Here is a 16755-nt window from a genome sequence, read left to right as displayed (position 1 = left end):
ATTCAATAATGGTTTATTACTAAACGATAGTTGGGATACTGAACCGAAGTTTTATCTATAAAATATATTTGGTAAGATCTTCGTCTGTGATGATCTTTTCGAGTTTCTGAGTAACCAGTTCCTTTGTAACCTTGATCTTTTCTGTTTTGCTGTCCGGCAGTTCATAGAGATAATCTTCAAGAAGAATGGAAAGGACAGTATGCAGGCGTCGTGCGCCGATATCTTCCATCTTTGTATTTGCCTGTGCAGCAAAATGAGATATCTCTTTGATCGCTCCTGCCGTAAACCTCACATCCACACCTTCGGTTTTCAACATTTCAGTATATTGTTTGATCAATGCATTTTTGGGGAGTGTGAGTATCTTTGCAAAATCTTCTTCAGTCAGACTTTTCAACTCAACGCGAATCGGGAAACGCCCCTGCAGTTCAGGTATGAGGTCAGAAGGTTTGGAAACGTGAAATGCACCAGATGCAATAAAGAGAATGTGTGTTGTATCGACCATGCCGTATTTTGTTGGAACATTTGTTCCTTCGATGATCGGAAGTAAATCTCTCTGAACTCCTTCGCGTGAAACATCCGGACCATGCTGGGATTTCTCACCTGCTATTTTGTCTATTTCATCCAAAAATACAATACCGTTCTCCTCGACACGGGTGATCGCGATCTCTTTGACATCATTCATATCCACGAGTTTTTTGGATTCATTGTAAAAAAGATAATCCAGCGCTTCGCTGACCTTCATTTTTTTACGTTTATTTCCAGAACCGTGACCGGGCATGAAACCAGCAAGGATCTCACCCATATTGATATCGAAACTATCCATTCCCATACCGGAAAAAACTTCGATCCTCGGCTCAGGCATGTCATCGAGTTTCATCTCAACTTCTCTGTTATCCAATGAACCGCTTTGAAGCATTTTTCTGAACTTATCCCTGTTACGCTTATGTTTTTCCTGTTCCTCTTCGAATTTTTGACGCTCGAGCTTTTGTTCTTCGATGGAGAGGTTTGTTCTTCTCTGCCGTTTTAGGGGAGGAAGGAGGAGATCGAGGACCTTTTCTTCGGCACGTTCACGCGCCTCATCTTCAACTTCCATGGTCAGCTCATCGCGAACCTGGTTGATCGAAAGACTTACCAGTTCACGAACGATCGATTCCACATCACGCCCCACATACCCGACTTCAGTGAATTTAGACGCTTCAATTTTGATAAAAGGAGCATTAACCAGATTAGCAAGACGGCGAGAAATTTCAGTTTTTCCGACACCGGTAGGACCAATCAGGATGATGTTGTTGGGAAGGATCTCATCGCGTAGATCTTCCGGTACGTTCTGGCGTCTCCAGCGATTTCTGAGAGCAATTGCAACTGCGCGCTTTGCTCTGTCCTGGCTTATCACATATTTATCGAGTTCTTTTACTGTTTCCTTTGGGGTGAGTTCGTGCATATCCATTACATTTCCTCTATGACCATCTGATCGTTGGTATAAATACAGATATCAGCTGCAATTTTCAGTGCTTCTGTGACGATGTCTTTTGGATTTTTTTTCTTATCTTTGATGAGAACCATGGCTGCAGCTTTTGCATAGGGACCACCGGAACCGATCGCTGCAATGTTGTGATCAGGTTCGATCACATCACCAGTACCGGAAAGTATAAGTAAATGCTGCTCATTACCCGCAATGATCATTGCTTCGAGTCGACGTAGTATTTTATCGGTTCGCCATTCCTTTGCGAGTTCGACAGCTGCCCTCATGAGATTCCCTTTATATTCATTGAGTTTTTCTTCAAATTTTTCAAAAAGCGTAAAGGCGTCGGCAGTTGCACCTGCAAAACCTACAATGACTTTTCCATCATACAGTTTGCGCACTTTATGGGCAGTTGCCTTGAAGATCGTATCGCCAAAGGTAACCTGTCCGTCGCCGCCGATTGCAACCTTTTTACCGATCTTCACGCCAAGAATCGTTGTGCCTTTAAGTGTTATCTTTTCCATTGTCTGTATCCTGTGATTTTGCACGTTTCTTTTTCTGAATTTTTTCTTCATTAACCTGCTTGCCATTGAGATAATCTTGATAGATCAAATCGATCTCTTCGCCGGTCAGTGTTTCTTTATCGAGCAGTTCATTTGCAAGTGTGTGAAGGAGTGGTTCGTTATCCGTGAGAATTTTCATACATCGCTGGAATTGTCCTTCGATGATTTCCCGGATTTCTGAATCCACGAGTTTGGTCAGTTCTTCACTGTGATTATTCGGTCTGCCGAGTTCCTTGCCCAGGAAGACATTTTCATCTTTTTCACCGATCGTCATGGGACCGATCTTCTCGCTCATACCCCATTCGCAAACCATTTTCTTCGCTAGTTCTGTTGCACGCTTGATGTCATCACCGGCACCTGTTGTGGGTTCTCCACTTGCCACTTTATCTGCTGCACGTCCACCAAGAAGATGGGCTATCGTTGCCTCGCAGTAGCTCTTTGAGTAGGTGAGTCGATCATCGAGTGGGAGGAAATGTGTGGAGCCGAGTGAACGTCCACGCGGAATGATTGTTGCTTTATGGATAGGATCGCTGCCAGGGATAAATTTGGCAACCATGACATGTCCGGTTTCGTGGTAAGCAGTATTTCGCTTCTGCTCGTCTGTGAGGACCATGCTTCTGCGCTCTTTACCCATGAGCACTTTGTCCTTTGCAGTTTCGAAATCTTCCATTTTAACGGATTTATGACCAACACGTGCTCCCCAGAGTGCAGCTTCGTTCACAAGGTTTTCAAGATCTGCACCGGAAAAACCAGGAGTGCTTTTTGCTATGACGGATAGATCAACATCTTTTGCAAGTGGGACTTTCTTAACATGCACTTTCAGGATGCCTTCACGACCTTTCACATCAGGTCTGTCCACGACAACCTGTCTGTCGAAACGTCCAGGTCGAAGCAATGCCGGGTCGAGAATATCGGGTCTATTCGTAGCTGCAATGATGATCACGCTTTCATTATCCTCAAATCCGTCCATTTCCACGAGAAGCTGGTTGAGTGTCTGCTCGCGCTCGTCATGACCACCGCCAAGCCCTGCACCTCTATGGCGACCAACTGCATCGAGCTCATCGATAAAGATAATACATGGAGAATTTTTCTTACCCTGTTCAAACAGGTCACGTACACGAGAAGCACCCACACCAACGAACATCTCTACAAAATCAGATCCGCTGATGCTGAAGAACGGGACTTTTGCTTCACCAGCTACTGCTTTTGCAAGCAAGGTTTTTCCTGTTCCGGGAGGTCCAAGAAGGATAACTCCCTTTGGGATCCTGCCGCCCAATCTCTGAAATTTCTTCGGATCTTTCAGGAACTGGATGATCTCTTCGAGTTCTTCCTTTGCTTCATCAACGCCAGCTACATCTTTAAAGGTCTTGTTCGAGCGGCTGCCGGTGAACATCTTAGCCCTGCTTTTGCCAAAGCTAAATGCCTTGCCTGCACCACCTTGCATTGACCGCATAATGAATATCCAGAATACGATGAAAACGATGAAGGGTAGCCAGTAAGAAAGAAGCGTTGTAAAGATCGAGGGTTTTTTGGATATGATTTCTATATCCTTATGTTCATTTGCAATGCGCTGAACAAGGTCGGGATCATCAAAAGGAATATTTGTTTCTTTTTTTGTGTTGCCAAGAAAATAGGTTATATCTTTTCCGCTGAAAACGATCTTTGTTATCTGACCTGAATCCAGATCACGAACGAACTGTGTATACGATGGCTCAGTCGATCCACCTCCTCCACCAGAAAAGAGTTGGAAGAAAGCGACCACTGCGAGGATCACGATGAGCCAGACGAGGAGAGAGCTTCCTTTTGGGGTTTTTACAGGTAATTTATTTTTGGGAGGTTGATTTTTATCTCCCGGAGGTGTTTGATTTGCCATTTATTGATAGATCTCCTTTTTCAAAATTCCAATATAGGGAAGATTCCTATATTTTTCGTCATAGTCCAATCCGTATCCTACGATGAATTCGTTCGGTACATCAAAAGCTTTGTATGCCATCTCGATATCCGGCTCATGGGAATCGACCTTATCCAGAAGCACGCACATCTTAAGGGATTTGGGACTTTTTCCCTGCAGATATCTGGTGATGTAATTGAGCGATAAACCCGTATCGACAATGTCTTCTATAATGAGAACATGACGTCCGTATATGTCTATATTACAGTCTTTCGTGATCTGCACGACTCCGGAACTTTTGGTCGAATTGCCGTAACTTGCCACACCCATGAACTCGATCTCAATAGGAATAGTGAGTGCGCGCATGATATCCGCCATAAAGACGACTCCGCCCTTGAGGATGCTGATAAGGATAGGATTCTTGCCTTTATAATCCCGTGAGATCTGCTCACCAAGTTCTTTTACCTTCTCCTTGATATCTTGCTCAGAATAGAGGATTTTTTCTACATCTTTATGCATACGATTTCCTTTTGGTAAATTTGGTTAAAATTCATATAGGTATAATATATTCAAAAGCGTTGTTTGGTAAAACATTATTTCACAAGCGGCGCGCTCTGCGATAGTCCTCGAGTTTTTTCATGATCTTGATCCTAAGCACGTGGGTTGTTCGAGATGTGATCTTAACCGATTCGCTGATCCGCATTCCTGCAATCCAGATGATTTTCTTTTGATCCTGGATAATGATCTTTTTCTTGCGCTCGAGACGGGGCACTTTTTTATCGATGAAGAACTTTTTCAACGTTTTAGGATTCTGCATACCAAGCGGGAAGAAGCTGTCACCCGGTCTTCGATATCGTGCAATAAGCGGGAATGTTACTTTATCAAAATCGATGTAGCAGGTATCTTTCTCATTATAATTAAAGCCGTGGATCGGCATGACCTTTATTTCTGATTGTGTGATATAATAGTCATCGAAAAGGATCTGGCGCGTATAATGATTGATTTCCCTGGAATAAGCGGAAGCTGTATAGTCAGGAGGGGATGTTTTGAAGATCAATGTATTGGCATTTTTGATCACATATACATTGTGAGGTAGGTGTATGAATTTTCCGCCCGATCTTCGCAGGAGTTCATAGATTTCCGACAGATGTGATGAGTAGAAATCTGACTCAGAACCGGTCAAGAGCCCGAAAACTCTTCTGAACACATAAAAATAGAGAACTTCGCTTTGTCTGAGCTTGTCGAGGAGTACGACGTATTCATCGTCATGCTGTAAGACAACATCCCTGAAAATATCTTTGCTGTAGGTCTGTAGAAATGTGTCTGTTTTCTGGAAGATGTGGGAGCTGTCATAGATCTTATTGATGACAGTCGGGTTGAACTGCTCCTGAATCACCGGCAGGATGAGATGTCTTATTTTATTGCGGTCGTAATCAAGCTCGTCATTTGAGGAATCCGGAGAAAATTGTATCTTATGCTTCTCTGCATATGCCTCGATCTCATCACGCTTGAAACCAAGCAGGGGACGTATGATGTCACGACCTTTGGGAAGCATTCCTTTTAATCCTGTAAAACCACTCCCGCGGAAAAGGTGCATCAGAAAAGTCTCTGCCTGGTCGTTCATATTATGCCCAACCACGATCTTGTGAAAATTGTATTTCTTCAGAAGGTCACGGAATATACCGTATCGAATCTTGCGCGCAGTATTCTCGACATTTACATTATCAGCGATTGTTACATTATGAACAATGAGTGGAATACCCCATTTATAGCAGAGATCTTTTACGAATCGTTCATTCTCTTTTGATTCATCACCACGGAGATTGTAATTGATATGAGCGGCAAGCGTGGTGAGTTTAAATTCGGCAGTGATCTTCTTAAGCAGATAGAGCAGCACTGTTGAGTCAATACCGCCGGATACTCCGATAAGCAGCTTGTCTCCCTGTTCGATAAGATCTTCATGGTGGATGAACTGTTTCAGGCGTATGACAAGATTTTTTCTGTTATTCATGAGTTATGTTCTATGCTGTTCTGCGTAATCTCTTCCCCGATGCAATGCATCGAGATTTTTTTGTACGATGTCTTCACCTTTGCGACCAAAAACGGCCTTAATACCTTCCTCGAGCATTTCAATAGGAATATCGAGGAATGGTGCAGATGCACCGAGCATGACCATATTCATTGAACGAGGAGAACCGATCTCTCTTGCAATTGCATCTCCATCGATAGCAATACTATGTTTATGCCCATGTATCTCTTTAAGGAGGTGCTCGACTTTTGGATAATCAGGAATATTCACAAAAGGAGTGATATTTGTAATGAGCCAGCCATCGTGTTTGAGATAGGGAAAATAGCGTAGAGATTCCATAGGTTCCATGGATACGATCATGTCCGACCGCCCATGGGGAACGAGATCGGAATGGATTTCTTTGTCTGAAATACGCAGATGTGATTCTACTGCACCGCCACGCTGCGACATACCGTGAACTTCCGCCTGCTTCAAATATAAATTCGATTTCACTGCTGCATATCCGATGATCGTTGCAATGGACAGAATACCCTGTCCGCCGACGCCTGCAAGTATGATATCTTTTTTCATGATGACCTCCTGCTACTTTTTCCTGATCTTTTTTACAATATGAATACAGGGACGACGGGGAATAACTACAGAAACACCATTATAGTCTATCTCTTCTTTTATGATTGCCACGTTTTCATCATGATGGTTTTTGAGTGGATTGATTACGCGGATGTGCTCTTTTTCAACGCCGAGTCCGAGACAAATATCCTCGATCTTGCCTGTTACTGCAGAAGCCTGCATACCCGTCATCGCAACGATGCTGTTATCAAGAATGAACACGACTACATTTGCTTTCGAGTTGACCGCATCGAGAAGTGGTGTCATGCCGGAGTGTCCAAAAGTGGAGTCACCGATCACAGCAATAGACGGGAAAAGTCCGGCATCAGCCGCACCAACTGCCATGGATATTGAAGCACCCATATCAACACAGCTATTGATCGCATTGAAAGGAGAAAGGAAACCGAGGGTATAACATCCGATGTCTGCAAACACATGACCGGGTCCGTATTCTTTCATTGCTTCATTCAGTGCAAGATATGTATCTCTATGAGGACATCCCTTACATAGTTCGGGTGGACGTCCTTTAACCACTTCAGGAATTTCTTTGGTTGGATGAGGTGTGAGTTTCAGTGCAGTGCGAAGTTTTGCAGGATCGAGCTCTCCCACGCGGGGAAGTGTGCCGTCCATTCTGCCCTTGATATTGAGACTATTATCGAGATAACCGCGCAGCCATTCTTCGACCACCGGCATACCATCTTCGACAATAAGGATCTCATCGCATTCCTCAACCATCTTAACAATGAGTTTTCTCGGAAGCGGGTACTGGCATATCTTCAGAATGGGAAATTCACATTCTGCTTCCACATGATTCTCTTTAACATAATTGTAACCAAGTCCGCATGCAATGATGCCGAGTGATTTGTCTTTACCGTCATGATACACATTATATTTAGAATTTTCAGACTCTTCTTCGAGTAGTTTATTCTTTTCAACCAGTTTTTTGTAATTTTGCCGTGCAAAAGCAGGAAGAAGGACGAACTGGTTCGGATTCTCAGGAAGTTTGATCTTGTTCTCATTCACCCGTTTCGTTCTATGGATACCAGCTCTCGAATGAGAAAGACGGGTAACCAGCCGCATGATGACTGGAGTTTTGAGGTGCTCTGAAAGTTCAAAAGCATCAAAGGTCATGTCATATGCTTCCTGCTGGTTCGAGGGTTCGAATACTGGAATAAGAGCGAATCTCCCGTAATGGCGTGAGTCCTGTTCATTCTGGGATGAATGCATAGAAGGATCGTCTGCCACTGCAACGATGAGACCGCCGTTCGTGCCGGTAATGCCTGAATTTACAAAAGGATCGGCAGCAACGTTAAGACCAACATGCTTCATGGTGACGATTGCGCGTTTGCCCGTATAGGACATACCAAGCGCTTCTTCCATTGCGGTTTTCTCGTTTGCAGACCAGGTGCGGTGTACACCTCGCTGTGCAGCTTCTTTGTTGTGTTGAACATATTCGAAAATTTCGGTTGAGGGTGTGCCGGGATAGCCGTAGGCGCCGGACAGACCGGCATCAAGTGCGCCTTGAGCCAGAGCTTCATCACCCAGGAGCAATAATTTGTCCATTAATCCTTCTCCACAAGATTTTTTTCAAAGAAAGAAAAGGCAGGGAGTTTGTGTCAATGAAATCTTGCTCTTGCCTTTTCCTGTTGATATTTTATGCAAAACTTGAAAGAAAATAATGAGGATGTGTATTAGTCCCATGAACGAAACAAAAGATAAAACAATTATTTCAGAAATATGTAGATTAATTACTCTCATTCCCGAATTCTCCCACAAAACAAATGCCGAGGAAATCCAAAAAAGGATTGAAGGCAGAGATCACGAATTTTTAATAGCAGAAGATAAAGGGCAGCCGACAGGATTTCTCATTGCGTATGCATTGGATGAAAAAACATATTATAATTGGATCATGGGAGTGCTGCCCGAATTCAGAGACAAGGGATACGGCAGGCAGCTTATCGAGTTGTTTGAGTCCATTGCAATGCAGAAAGGATATAGAGAAGTAAAAGTCAAAACCATGGAAAATTTTCCTGCAATGAGACATCTGCTTGCTGCAATGAAATATGAGGAAACCGGAATTGATGAGGATGGGAAAATGATATTGAGAAAAAACTTGTAAGAAAATTCGATCATTTTATTCTTTTTTTATCATCAAACGGAGGTATCTTTATGGCAATGGAATTACCTGAGATGACCAGAATTGCCGGACAGCTCAAGAAAGAACTTTTCGGCAAAAGCTTTAAAGAATTGATCTTTACGGACAAGGTGAACAAACTAACAGAATGGGGGTTTATAAATCTGAAGCAGCGCGATATAACCAGATCAAAGATAACCGATGTGCACTCGAGAGGACACTATATTTTTATCGATATGGAGAGTGGATTCAGTCTTGTATTTGGTGATCTTGTCGGGAAGATATTGTATCATTCATCAAAGGACGACCTGCCTGCTAAATATACGATTGCATTTATTCTTTCAGACAATTCAGTGCTGACATTCCACACGAGCTTATATGGCTATGCAATTGCGTTGAGTGCTGAGGAGATCGAAGAGCACAAATACATCGGACATAGCGGGATTTCTCCACTCGATAAGAAATTTACTTTTGAATATTTCGAACGAATGCTTGCTGCAAACGAGACACAGAAATCAAAGAAAATACAGAGTTTGTATGATTACATGATCGGATTTCAGAACGGCTATTTCCAGGATATCCTGTTTTGTGCTAAGATTTCACCGCTCAGGAAGATTGAAGATCTTATGCCTAAAGATCGAGAGAATTTGTACAATTGTTTGTTAGACATCACAAAGAAAGCAATTGCAGAGAATGGCAGTAGTGACGAGATGGATATTTATGGAGAACCCGGAAAATACAAGCGAGTAATGGGAAACCATATGAAGAACCAGCCGTGCCCACGATGCGATTCACCGATAATTCAGAAAAATATCCTCGGCTCGAATTCATATTATTGCGAGAAGTGCCAAAAGTAGGGATAATTTTTAAAGAAAATAATAACCACAGAGGACACAGAGGTCACAGAGAAAAATTTAGGAAGCAATAACAATGCGAACTGTTTGTTACCTTCGCAATGTTTGCTTTGGAGTTATCGATGTAGGGTCAATTCCCCGAATTGACCGCAACAAAAATAATAAATTTTACCAGGATGGAATTAAGTGAAGACTGATTTGGGAATGTATTATATTTGATAATATATGTCCTTTCTTTTACCTTGATGCAAAAGAAAGAACGAAAGAAAAGATCAAGATTGCATGAAAATTATCTAAAATATCTTATCAAAACTATTCGATACCAAACTCATCCCGAAAAGAGGGATTCGGACATGGTATCTCATTTACGATTTGATTTCGATATTTCTTCATGAAAATTTTCATGAGGTCGTTAAAATATGATTTCTCTTTCTCTAAGACCTCTTTTGGAATGGAAGGAATTCTCAAGATGCGCTAACAAGCAGGGGCTTGGTAACGAGGATTTCAAAGTAATTTTTTAACACCTCGTCCCTACGAGTCGGGACATCTCTCTACAGTAGGGAATGCATAGCCAAGAATTTTCAGTCATGGATCGTAAAGATACAAAAATAATCAGGACTTCAGTCCAAGAATTTATATTTTGGGTTAAAACCCCGATTAATTTTTTACACCATCAACCCCGAGATGAATCTCCGGGCTATTCACTTCGGGAAATTGATAAAATCATAAGAGGTATATCTTTTCTCAACAAAACGAAGACTATTCATAGAAATTATTCATCTTCTTGGTCATATCCATTAATTTCTTGACGCCCAAATATCCATAAACGATGTGCAATCAATATCAAAATGCGGAGGATTCCATGAAAGAACAGCATGCATTGCACAGAGGATTGGAAGATATCCTCGAGGGCTACTGGCTTGCCTACGAGCAAAAAGATATCGAGAAGATAATGAAATTTTTGCCTGATGAAGGGAATATTCTTTTTATCGGAACAGGTCGTGATGAGAAGGTAGAATCGATCGATGAGTTTATTAAGGCGGTCAAGCGTGATTTTGAACAATCAGAAAAGATGGAGGTTGAACTTAAGAACTTCAATGCGGATTCTGCAGGCAGTGTAGCATGGACTGCTGTCGATCTTGATGCAAAGGTTACCGTTAGGGGAGAAGTTCTTCCACTTTTTGTGCGATTTACCGCAGTGTTGGAACGCATCAGCGGCTCATGGCTCTTCCGGCAGATGCACCTCTCTTTTCCTTCATCAGAACAGCAAGAAGGTGAGTCCTTTCCCGTACAATAATCGATGATTACACTCTCAAAAGATGAAGCACGAAATCTCGCGCTTCATACGCAACTTCTCAATGATGTGTCGAATATAACACCCGACAAAAATGGGCTTTATGACATTATCGACCATCTCGGTTATGTACAACTCGATACACTCTCAGTTGTTAAACGTGCCCATCATCATACGCTATGGAACAGGCACCCGGAATATGATCCGGAAATGCTACTCGAACTTCAACGTGATGACAAGCGTACTTTTGAATACTGGGGACATGCTGCATCATACCTTCCCATGAGGAATTACCGCTTCTACCAGCACAGAATGAACAATGCCGATGACCCGAATTCGAAATGGGAAAAGGATCGGCTGGAAAAGTACGGCTACCTCTTCGAACCCATCATGACTGAGGTTCGAGAAAAAGGACCATGCCAGGCAAAGGATCTCGAACTGCCCGGAATCTCATTCAAAAAAGCTAAGAATCTCCCATGGGAATCAACACAGGTGCGGTTTGCGCTGAATATGCTCGTGTTCATGGGAAAGCTCATGATCGCTGAGCGCAGGAAATTCCAAAAGTATTACGACTTAACCGAAAGAGTTTTGCCTCCTCATGTCGATACAACCTTACCGTCACGTACAGAACTTGGCAGGTTCCTTGTGAAGAGAGCGCTGCAAAGTTACGGGATCGCAACCGCAAAAGATGTAAAAGATCATATTTTTCTTGCAAGCACAGCTTTGATACACGAAACGATCAAAGAAATGGTCGGCAATGGTGAGATCATTAAAATTTCTGTCCAAGGTGATGAGAAGAGCACCTACTATGCATTACCATCAACAATAGAAAACCTTAAGAGGATTCCCGAACCAAAACGAACAATCATCCTTTCTCCCTTTGATAATTTGATAATTCTCCGCGATAGAATGCGCCGATTGTTTGATTTTGAGTATGCATTGGAATGTTATGTAACGCCGTCTAAACGTGTATACGGCTATTTTGTGTGCCCTATCCTGTGGAAGAATAAACTAGTCGGGCGTCTCGATCCGAAAGCAGACAGGAAAACAAATAAGCTAATTCTTAAAAATATTGTCTTTGAAGATGGGTTTGACGAGTATGATGAATTTTTGTCTTCATTCAAAAAGATGCTGACAGAGTTTATGATTTTTAATGAATGTGAGGAGGTTGAGGGTATGGGGTATTAGGTAATGGGTTTTGGATTTTCAGGAGAAGATATTCACTAATATTTTGATGATCAATCCGATCATGACTAACATCACTCCCACAATAGTCCCAAGTGTTTGAAGCGTACCGAATTCTCCCCATGTACCAAAACCAAGAACATCTGCAAGGAGTGAAATGATAGCCAGCATAAGCCCGATCACGAGGATTACAGAACTGGTGTTCAGGAGTTCCCTTTTCGGCGAATTCTCCTGGTACATATTCGATCGCAATGCGCCTTTATCTGTCATGATGTCCTCTCTTCGAAAAAGGGTGCTATTTAACTAATTAGTGTCAAGAATATGGTTATATCTCTTACATCTACTCATGCAATTTAGAGCTTGAGGACTACACAAAATTAGTTGATATGGGAAGAAATAGTCCACGAGAATCAGTTCAGAAGAAGGAGATAAAATGAAAGTGGATATAAAAAAGGTTACGTATATGACCGGTCTTGCTGGTGGAGGATTGATCGTATGTGTTTCAGTAATTACAGCGCTTGTTTATCATGGAACAAAAGGGGAGTTGTATTCTCCCTTCAATCATTTCATTTCTGAGCTCGGGCAGAGAGGAGTATCGCAGCTGGCACCTCTTTTCAATATCGGGCTCATGATCGGCGGAATGCTCTTTGCGTTGTTTATGCTTGGGCTCGGCATGTACATAAAGAAACTCTATGCGTATATTGCTGCCGGACTCGGTGTTATAACAGGCATTGCATGCGGTTTGGTGGGCATGTTCCCCATGAATAATATGCACATTCACGTACCGGTCGCCATGGTCTTTTTCCGTGGCGGGTTGATCACGATTTTGTTTTTTTCGTTGATTTTCCTTTTTGATACACAGAAAAAGATCTCCAAATGGATGGTCATTCCCGGCGGGATTACTGTGCTGGCTTTTGCCGCTTTTTTGACCATTCCGAAATTGCTGGGGTATGCAACAGGCAGGTCACTTTCTGTTCCGGATGTACGCCCTGCGTTCTGGTTGAATCCCTTTCTCGAGTGGCTGGTTTTCCTGACGGTGATCTGCTGGATAATCTCATTGTCGGTGTATTTGATGAAGAAGAAAAATACCACTTAATTCTTTTCCTGACTAGCGTTAGGAGGACATGAATGGGTGAGGATTAAAAAACATTTGACAAAAAAGGTATGAGTTAACAAAAAGTAAACACTTGAGTGGAATTTGGATGTACCTCTGAGATTGAGCGGAAAGAAATGTGGATAGAATAGTCGTAATACATATTTAATATTTATTGTGCCTTTTCGTGTTTTTTGTGGTAAAGATACTACCTATCAAAAATCGACGGTGGGCAGAATTCCTCGATTCTTTCAATAATCCGTTCTGCCTGGGCAATAATTTCCTCTTCAGTACAATTGTTTGTATTAATTTCCAGCACTTGTGTCATTTTTTTCGCACGGGGGATCCAGCTTTCGTAGGCGTCGTTCAATTCCTGCAGGTAGCTTTTGGCAATGGTTTTTTCGCTTTCACGTCCACGCTGCCGTATGCGCTCGACCAGTTCATCCACATCGGCACGCAGGTACACGATCAGGTCTGGATCCTGCAGGTAGTAGGTCATATTCTTGAAAAGGTCCTGGTAATTCTCGAAATCCCGTTCGGTCATGGAGCCGTTTTTGAACAGGGTGCGCGCAAAGATTTCTGCATCTTCGTAGATGGTTCTGTCCTGGATGCACGAGATGTTGTTTTCGACAATCTTTTTCTGCATCTCAAATCGCTTTGAGAGGAAGTACACCTGCAGGTGGAAGCTCCATCGTTTCATGTCTTTGTAGAAGTCGTCGAGGTAGGGATTGGTAATGACCGGTTCGTAGTATGCTTCCCACTCCAGTTTTTTGCTGATAAGTTCGGTCATGGTGGTTTTGCCCACACCGATATTGCCGGCGATTGCAACGAAATAGTGATCTTCGGTTGAGCCGTCTGGGTCATTAATACGGTGGAAATCTTTTGCTCTGATCATGTGCGATCCTCTGCGATCTATTCTTACGTGATGATTAATTTCTGGAATTCACAAGCAGAATTGTATATTGAGAATATTTTGTCAAAATTTATGGATGTTTAGTATTAATCTCAGTCTGAGCATTTCGAAGACTGAGAGATATGAAGCTTTTCATGTCGCACTTCGACAGGCTCTGTGTGACATTTATTTTGAAATTTGTCATTTGACATTTTATTTGTCATTAGAAATTAGGATTTAGAAATTACCGAAGGTTCTTTTACTTATATCCGAACTCTTTGAGGACTCGTTCTTTTTTTCGCCAGTTTTTACGAATTTTAATCCAGAGATTAAGCCGTATTTTCTTTTGAGTAAGGTAATGAATATCGCGCTGTGCAGCGAGGCGTATCTCTTTTATCATTTCTCCGTTTTTGCCGATAATGATCTTTTTCTGCGAATGTGATTCCACAAAAATATTTGCCCACACTTCTGCCCTATCCTCTTCTTCTTCGTACATGTCCACCGTAACTGCAGTGGAATAGGGAATTTCCTGGTGAAGATGAAGGAAGATTTTCTCGCGAATGATCTCCTGCGCGAAGAAACGCATGTTGCGGTCTGAAATATTATCAATAGGATAATATGGCGGATGAATCGGGAGAAGTACGAGAATTTTTTCCAGCAATTCACTTATCCCGATGCCCTTTTTTGCTGAAATAAGAAAGATATTTTCAAAACCCCAATCGGTGAGTGTGGTATTTGCTTCAGCAAGGACTTCCTGGTTTTTTTCATGATCGATCTTGTTAATGACTGCCAGTTTAGGAATTTTCGATTTCAGGATAATACCACTCACCTGTGTGTCATATTCCGTAGGAAATGTCTCGATATCGATGATAAAAAGAAGGACTTCCGCATCCTTGAGCGCTTCCGATATCGAGGTCTGCATTTTCTCCTGCAAGAGGTATCGGGGTTTCAGAAAGCCGGGAGTATCAATAAAAACGATTTGGTACTCATCGTGGGAGAGAATACCAAGTAGATTCTGACGTGTGGTCTGAGGTTTGGGCGTTGTAATGGAAAGTTTTTCACCAAGAAAAGCATTCATCAGGGTGGATTTACCAACATTCGGTTTGCCGATTATCGAGACGAATCCCGCTTTAAAATTCAGCTGTTCAGACATCTTTACACATTTTATAGATCATCATCTCGAGGATCGTTTTGTTTAATTTGGTATCGACTGATTTGAGTTTTCTGTCTGCTTCGAGCAAGAGGGCGAATATTTCATCGAAATTTTCAAGTGAGTAGAATTCAGCAGCATTCATAAAGGATTTTGTATTCCAATTTCCAAGTGTCCGTTCGATCTCCGTCTTTGATCTGTTCTGCTGGAATCGTTGTATGAGGATATCCCAAAGCGTTGTATAGAATCGCGTCAGCATGATCACAATAAGTACAGGCGACATATTATTCGCCATCAAGTTTTCCAGGACTTTCATTGCCTGTTGGAAATTTCGCTGCGTAAGGGCTCCCTGAAGTTCGTAAATCGTATTCCCTTTTGACGCTCCTATGCATGCTTGAACATCCTCAGGAGTGATGTGATTTCTCCCGCCTGAATAAAGGGCGACTTTTTCGAGTTCGCTGTGAAGTTCCTGGCAATCCAGCCCGATATAATCAACCATGATCCGTGCTGCATCATTATCGATTGATTTATTAAGGGCGACGGATTCCTCTCTGAGGAACCTGATCGCTTCGCTTTCATTATATGGGTGATAAAAATAATATGTATCAGCCAGCTTTGCTATCTTTGCGTAGAGTCCGGAGTAGGTGTTTACCTTATCCGCTTCGATTACCAGAACTGCTTCTTTAATGGGTTTTTGAAGATAGTCGACTATTTTTTTCTTATAGGTAATATGCATTGTCTGGAAATTTCTGAGGATAACAAGTTTCGTGTCCGAAAGCATGGGGGGACTTTGCAGAGCTTCCATCACTTCATTGGCTTTTGTTTCCTCACCATAGAAGATCTCATAATTGAAATCGATAACATTTAAAGGAACGAGGGCATCCTTGAGGAGTGCAAATGCTTTATCCTTAAGGTAGCTCTCATCGTCGGTAAAAAAGTAGTTATTATGAAATATTCCCTTTTGAACTTCTGCCTTTAAGTCCCAGTATTTGAGTTTTTTATTCATCAGATTCTTCGGTTAGAAGTTCGAGCTGTTCTTTTTCTTTCATATTTTGTGGTTCTGCAATATCCGTCGCCATGAGTTCACGTATCTGGTGGAGATTGGGAAGATCTTCTATAGAGTTGAGCCCGAAGAATTCGAGAAATCTATCGGTCGTGGCATAAAGGAGAGGTCGCCCAAAGGTTTTCATCCTTCCGGCAATTTTAATGAATTTAACTTCCAGCAGGTTCTTGATATGATATTGAGAATTCACTCCTCTGATGGCATCAACTTTTGGACGAGTAATAGGTTGATGATAAGCGACAATTGCGAGGACTTCGAGTGCGGAAGAGGTCAAGCTGACGTCCTTCTTTTCTTCATAGAGGCGCTCGATCAGGTGATAGTATTGCTTATCTGTTGCAAATTTATAGCCACCGGCAACTTTCCTGATGCAGAATGTGCGTCCCTGGTCGCTGTATTCAAGATTGAGTTTTTCGATAAGGCTTTCTATCTCTTTGCTGTTTTCAATGCTGAGAAATCCTGCTATTTGTTCTGCAGAGATGGGCTTTTCTGATGCAAAAACTAGAACTTCGATAGATTTTTTAATATTCTGTGTCATA

The 16755-nt window shown here is 42.2% G+C and carries 16 protein-coding genes and 1 pseudogene; 5 read left to right on the top strand and 12 right to left on the bottom strand.

The genetic code is table 11. From position 1 onward, the window contains the following. Positions 1 to 55 precede the first annotated feature (55 nt). From hslU to JW794_01600, 7 genes and pseudogenes are all read right to left on the bottom strand, one after another. A complete protein-coding gene (hslU, locus tag JW794_01630; GenBank protein MBN2016826.1) occupies positions 56 to 1447 on the bottom strand; it encodes an ATP-dependent protease ATPase subunit HslU in 1392 nt (463 codons plus the stop codon). Beyond that, the gene (gene hslV, locus JW794_01625; protein MBN2016825.1) at positions 1447 to 1986 is read right to left on the bottom strand and encodes an ATP-dependent protease subunit HslV; all 540 of its coding nucleotides are present in this window, start codon (positions 1984 to 1986) and stop codon (positions 1447 to 1449) included. The genes hslU and hslV overlap by 1 nt, the downstream gene beginning before the upstream one ends. Positions 1987 to 2047: 61 nt before the next feature. Continuing rightward, positions 2048 to 3898, bottom strand: a pseudogene (ftsH, locus tag JW794_01620) (ATP-dependent zinc metalloprotease FtsH). Continuing rightward, the gene (gene hpt, locus JW794_01615) at positions 3899 to 4435 is read right to left on the bottom strand and encodes a hypoxanthine phosphoribosyltransferase (protein MBN2016824.1); all 537 of its coding nucleotides are present in this window, start codon (positions 4433 to 4435) and stop codon (positions 3899 to 3901) included. It abuts the pseudogene before it with no gap. Positions 4436 to 4514: 79 nt separating this feature from the next. After that, entirely contained in the window at positions 4515 to 5927 is a 1413-nt protein-coding gene (tilS, locus tag JW794_01610) for a tRNA lysidine(34) synthetase TilS (protein MBN2016823.1), read from the bottom strand. Positions 5928 to 5930: 3 nt separating this feature from the next. Continuing rightward, on the bottom strand, positions 5931 to 6515 hold the full coding sequence (locus tag JW794_01605; GenBank protein ID MBN2016822.1) for an indolepyruvate oxidoreductase subunit beta: 585 nt from the start codon (positions 6513 to 6515) through the stop codon (positions 5931 to 5933). Positions 6516 to 6527: 12 nt separating this feature from the next. Beyond that, positions 6528 to 8117 (bottom strand): indolepyruvate ferredoxin oxidoreductase, encoded by a 1590-nt coding sequence (locus JW794_01600; GenBank protein ID MBN2016821.1) that lies wholly within the window; start codon positions 8115 to 8117, stop codon positions 6528 to 6530. Between the two features lie 136 nt (positions 8118 to 8253). Between JW794_01600 and JW794_01595 the strand changes: the two genes are divergently transcribed. The 4 genes from JW794_01595 (at position 8254) to JW794_01580 (ending at position 12024) form a co-directional block, all read left to right on the top strand. After that, positions 8254 to 8673, top strand: a complete 420-nt coding sequence (locus JW794_01595) for a GNAT family N-acetyltransferase (GenBank protein MBN2016820.1) — start codon at positions 8254 to 8256, stop codon at positions 8671 to 8673. A 50-nt stretch (positions 8674 to 8723) separates the two neighbouring features. Further along, positions 8724 to 9545, top strand: coding sequence for a hypothetical protein (locus JW794_01590; GenBank protein MBN2016819.1), 822 nt, complete (start codon positions 8724 to 8726; stop codon positions 9543 to 9545). Between the two features lie 859 nt (positions 9546 to 10404). Continuing rightward, entirely contained in the window at positions 10405 to 10839 is a 435-nt protein-coding gene (locus JW794_01585; GenBank protein MBN2016818.1) for a nuclear transport factor 2 family protein, read from the top strand. 3 nt (positions 10840 to 10842) lie between these two features. Next, a complete protein-coding gene (locus JW794_01580) occupies positions 10843 to 12024 on the top strand; it encodes a YcaQ family DNA glycosylase (protein ID MBN2016817.1) in 1182 nt (393 codons plus the stop codon). An 18-nt stretch (positions 12025 to 12042) separates the two neighbouring features. Here the strand turns inward: JW794_01580 and JW794_01575 are convergent, their stop codons facing one another. Next, the gene (locus tag JW794_01575; GenBank protein ID MBN2016816.1) at positions 12043 to 12291 is read right to left on the bottom strand and encodes a hypothetical protein; all 249 of its coding nucleotides are present in this window, start codon (positions 12289 to 12291) and stop codon (positions 12043 to 12045) included. Positions 12292 to 12484: 193 nt separating this feature from the next. On the opposite strand from JW794_01575, the gene JW794_01570 reads away from it, so the two are divergent. Continuing rightward, positions 12485 to 13117: a DUF998 domain-containing protein gene (locus JW794_01570; GenBank protein ID MBN2016815.1), complete on the top strand. Its 633-nt coding sequence runs from the start codon at positions 12485 to 12487 to the stop codon at positions 13115 to 13117. 205 nt (positions 13118 to 13322) lie between these two features. Here the strand turns inward: JW794_01570 and JW794_01565 are convergent, their stop codons facing one another. From JW794_01565 to scpB, 4 genes are all read right to left on the bottom strand, one after another. After that, positions 13323 to 14009, bottom strand: coding sequence for a deoxynucleoside kinase (locus JW794_01565; GenBank protein MBN2016814.1), 687 nt, complete (start codon positions 14007 to 14009; stop codon positions 13323 to 13325). Between the two features lie 256 nt (positions 14010 to 14265). Then, positions 14266 to 15159, bottom strand: a complete 894-nt coding sequence (era, locus tag JW794_01560; GenBank protein MBN2016813.1) for a GTPase Era — start codon at positions 15157 to 15159, stop codon at positions 14266 to 14268. After that, positions 15152 to 16162 carry a DNA polymerase III subunit delta gene (gene holA / locus JW794_01555; protein ID MBN2016812.1) on the bottom strand — a complete coding sequence of 337 codons (1011 nt, stop codon included), beginning with the start codon at positions 16160 to 16162 and terminating at the stop codon, positions 15152 to 15154. Before holA ends, era begins: the two co-directional genes overlap by 8 nt. Then, positions 16155 to 16754: an SMC-Scp complex subunit ScpB gene (gene scpB, locus JW794_01550; GenBank protein MBN2016811.1), complete on the bottom strand. Its 600-nt coding sequence runs from the start codon at positions 16752 to 16754 to the stop codon at positions 16155 to 16157. Before scpB ends, holA begins: the two co-directional genes overlap by 8 nt. Position 16755 lies beyond the last annotated feature (1 nt).

The sequence above is a fragment of the Candidatus Cloacimonadota bacterium genome, from assembly GCA_016932035.1.
GTDB lineage: Bacteria > Cloacimonadota > Cloacimonadia > JGIOTU-2 > JGIOTU-2 > Celaenobacter.
This window is presented reverse-complemented; position numbering and strand designations above follow the sequence as displayed.

What these genes read in the sequence shown, in the direction of transcription:
- JW794_01605 (MBN2016822.1), bottom strand. Translation starts at nt 6,515, where the DNA reads ATGAAAAAAGATATCATACTTGCAGGCGTCGGCGGACAGGGTATTCTG.
- JW794_01565 (MBN2016814.1), bottom strand. Translation starts at nt 14,009, where the DNA reads ATGATCAGAGCAAAAGATTTCCACCGTATTAATGACCCAGACGGCTCA.
- JW794_01590 (MBN2016819.1), top strand. Translation starts at nt 8,724, where the DNA reads ATGGCAATGGAATTACCTGAGATGACCAGAATTGCCGGACAGCTCAAG.
- JW794_01585 (MBN2016818.1), top strand. Translation starts at nt 10,405, where the DNA reads ATGAAAGAACAGCATGCATTGCACAGAGGATTGGAAGATATCCTCGAG.
- JW794_01570 (MBN2016815.1), top strand. Translation starts at nt 12,485, where the DNA reads ATGACCGGTCTTGCTGGTGGAGGATTGATCGTATGTGTTTCAGTAATT.
- hslV (MBN2016825.1), bottom strand. Translation starts at nt 1,986, where the DNA reads ATGGAAAAGATAACACTTAAAGGCACAACGATTCTTGGCGTGAAGATC.
- hpt (MBN2016824.1), bottom strand. Translation starts at nt 4,435, where the DNA reads ATGCATAAAGATGTAGAAAAAATCCTCTATTCTGAGCAAGATATCAAG.
- hslU (MBN2016826.1), bottom strand. Translation starts at nt 1,447, where the DNA reads ATGGATATGCACGAACTCACCCCAAAGGAAACAGTAAAAGAACTCGAT.
- holA (MBN2016812.1), bottom strand. Translation starts at nt 16,162, where the DNA reads ATGAATAAAAAACTCAAATACTGGGACTTAAAGGCAGAAGTTCAAAAG.
- JW794_01575 (MBN2016816.1), bottom strand. Translation starts at nt 12,291, where the DNA reads ATGACAGATAAAGGCGCATTGCGATCGAATATGTACCAGGAGAATTCG.
- era (MBN2016813.1), bottom strand. Translation starts at nt 15,159, where the DNA reads ATGTCTGAACAGCTGAATTTTAAAGCGGGATTCGTCTCGATAATCGGC.
- tilS (MBN2016823.1), bottom strand. Translation starts at nt 5,927, where the DNA reads ATGAATAACAGAAAAAATCTTGTCATACGCCTGAAACAGTTCATCCAC.
- scpB (MBN2016811.1), bottom strand. Translation starts at nt 16,754, where the DNA reads ATGACACAGAATATTAAAAAATCTATCGAAGTTCTAGTTTTTGCATCA.
- JW794_01600 (MBN2016821.1), bottom strand. Translation starts at nt 8,117, where the DNA reads ATGGACAAATTATTGCTCCTGGGTGATGAAGCTCTGGCTCAAGGCGCA.
- JW794_01580 (MBN2016817.1), top strand. Translation starts at nt 10,843, where the DNA reads ATGATTACACTCTCAAAAGATGAAGCACGAAATCTCGCGCTTCATACG.
- JW794_01595 (MBN2016820.1), top strand. Translation starts at nt 8,254, where the DNA reads ATGAACGAAACAAAAGATAAAACAATTATTTCAGAAATATGTAGATTA.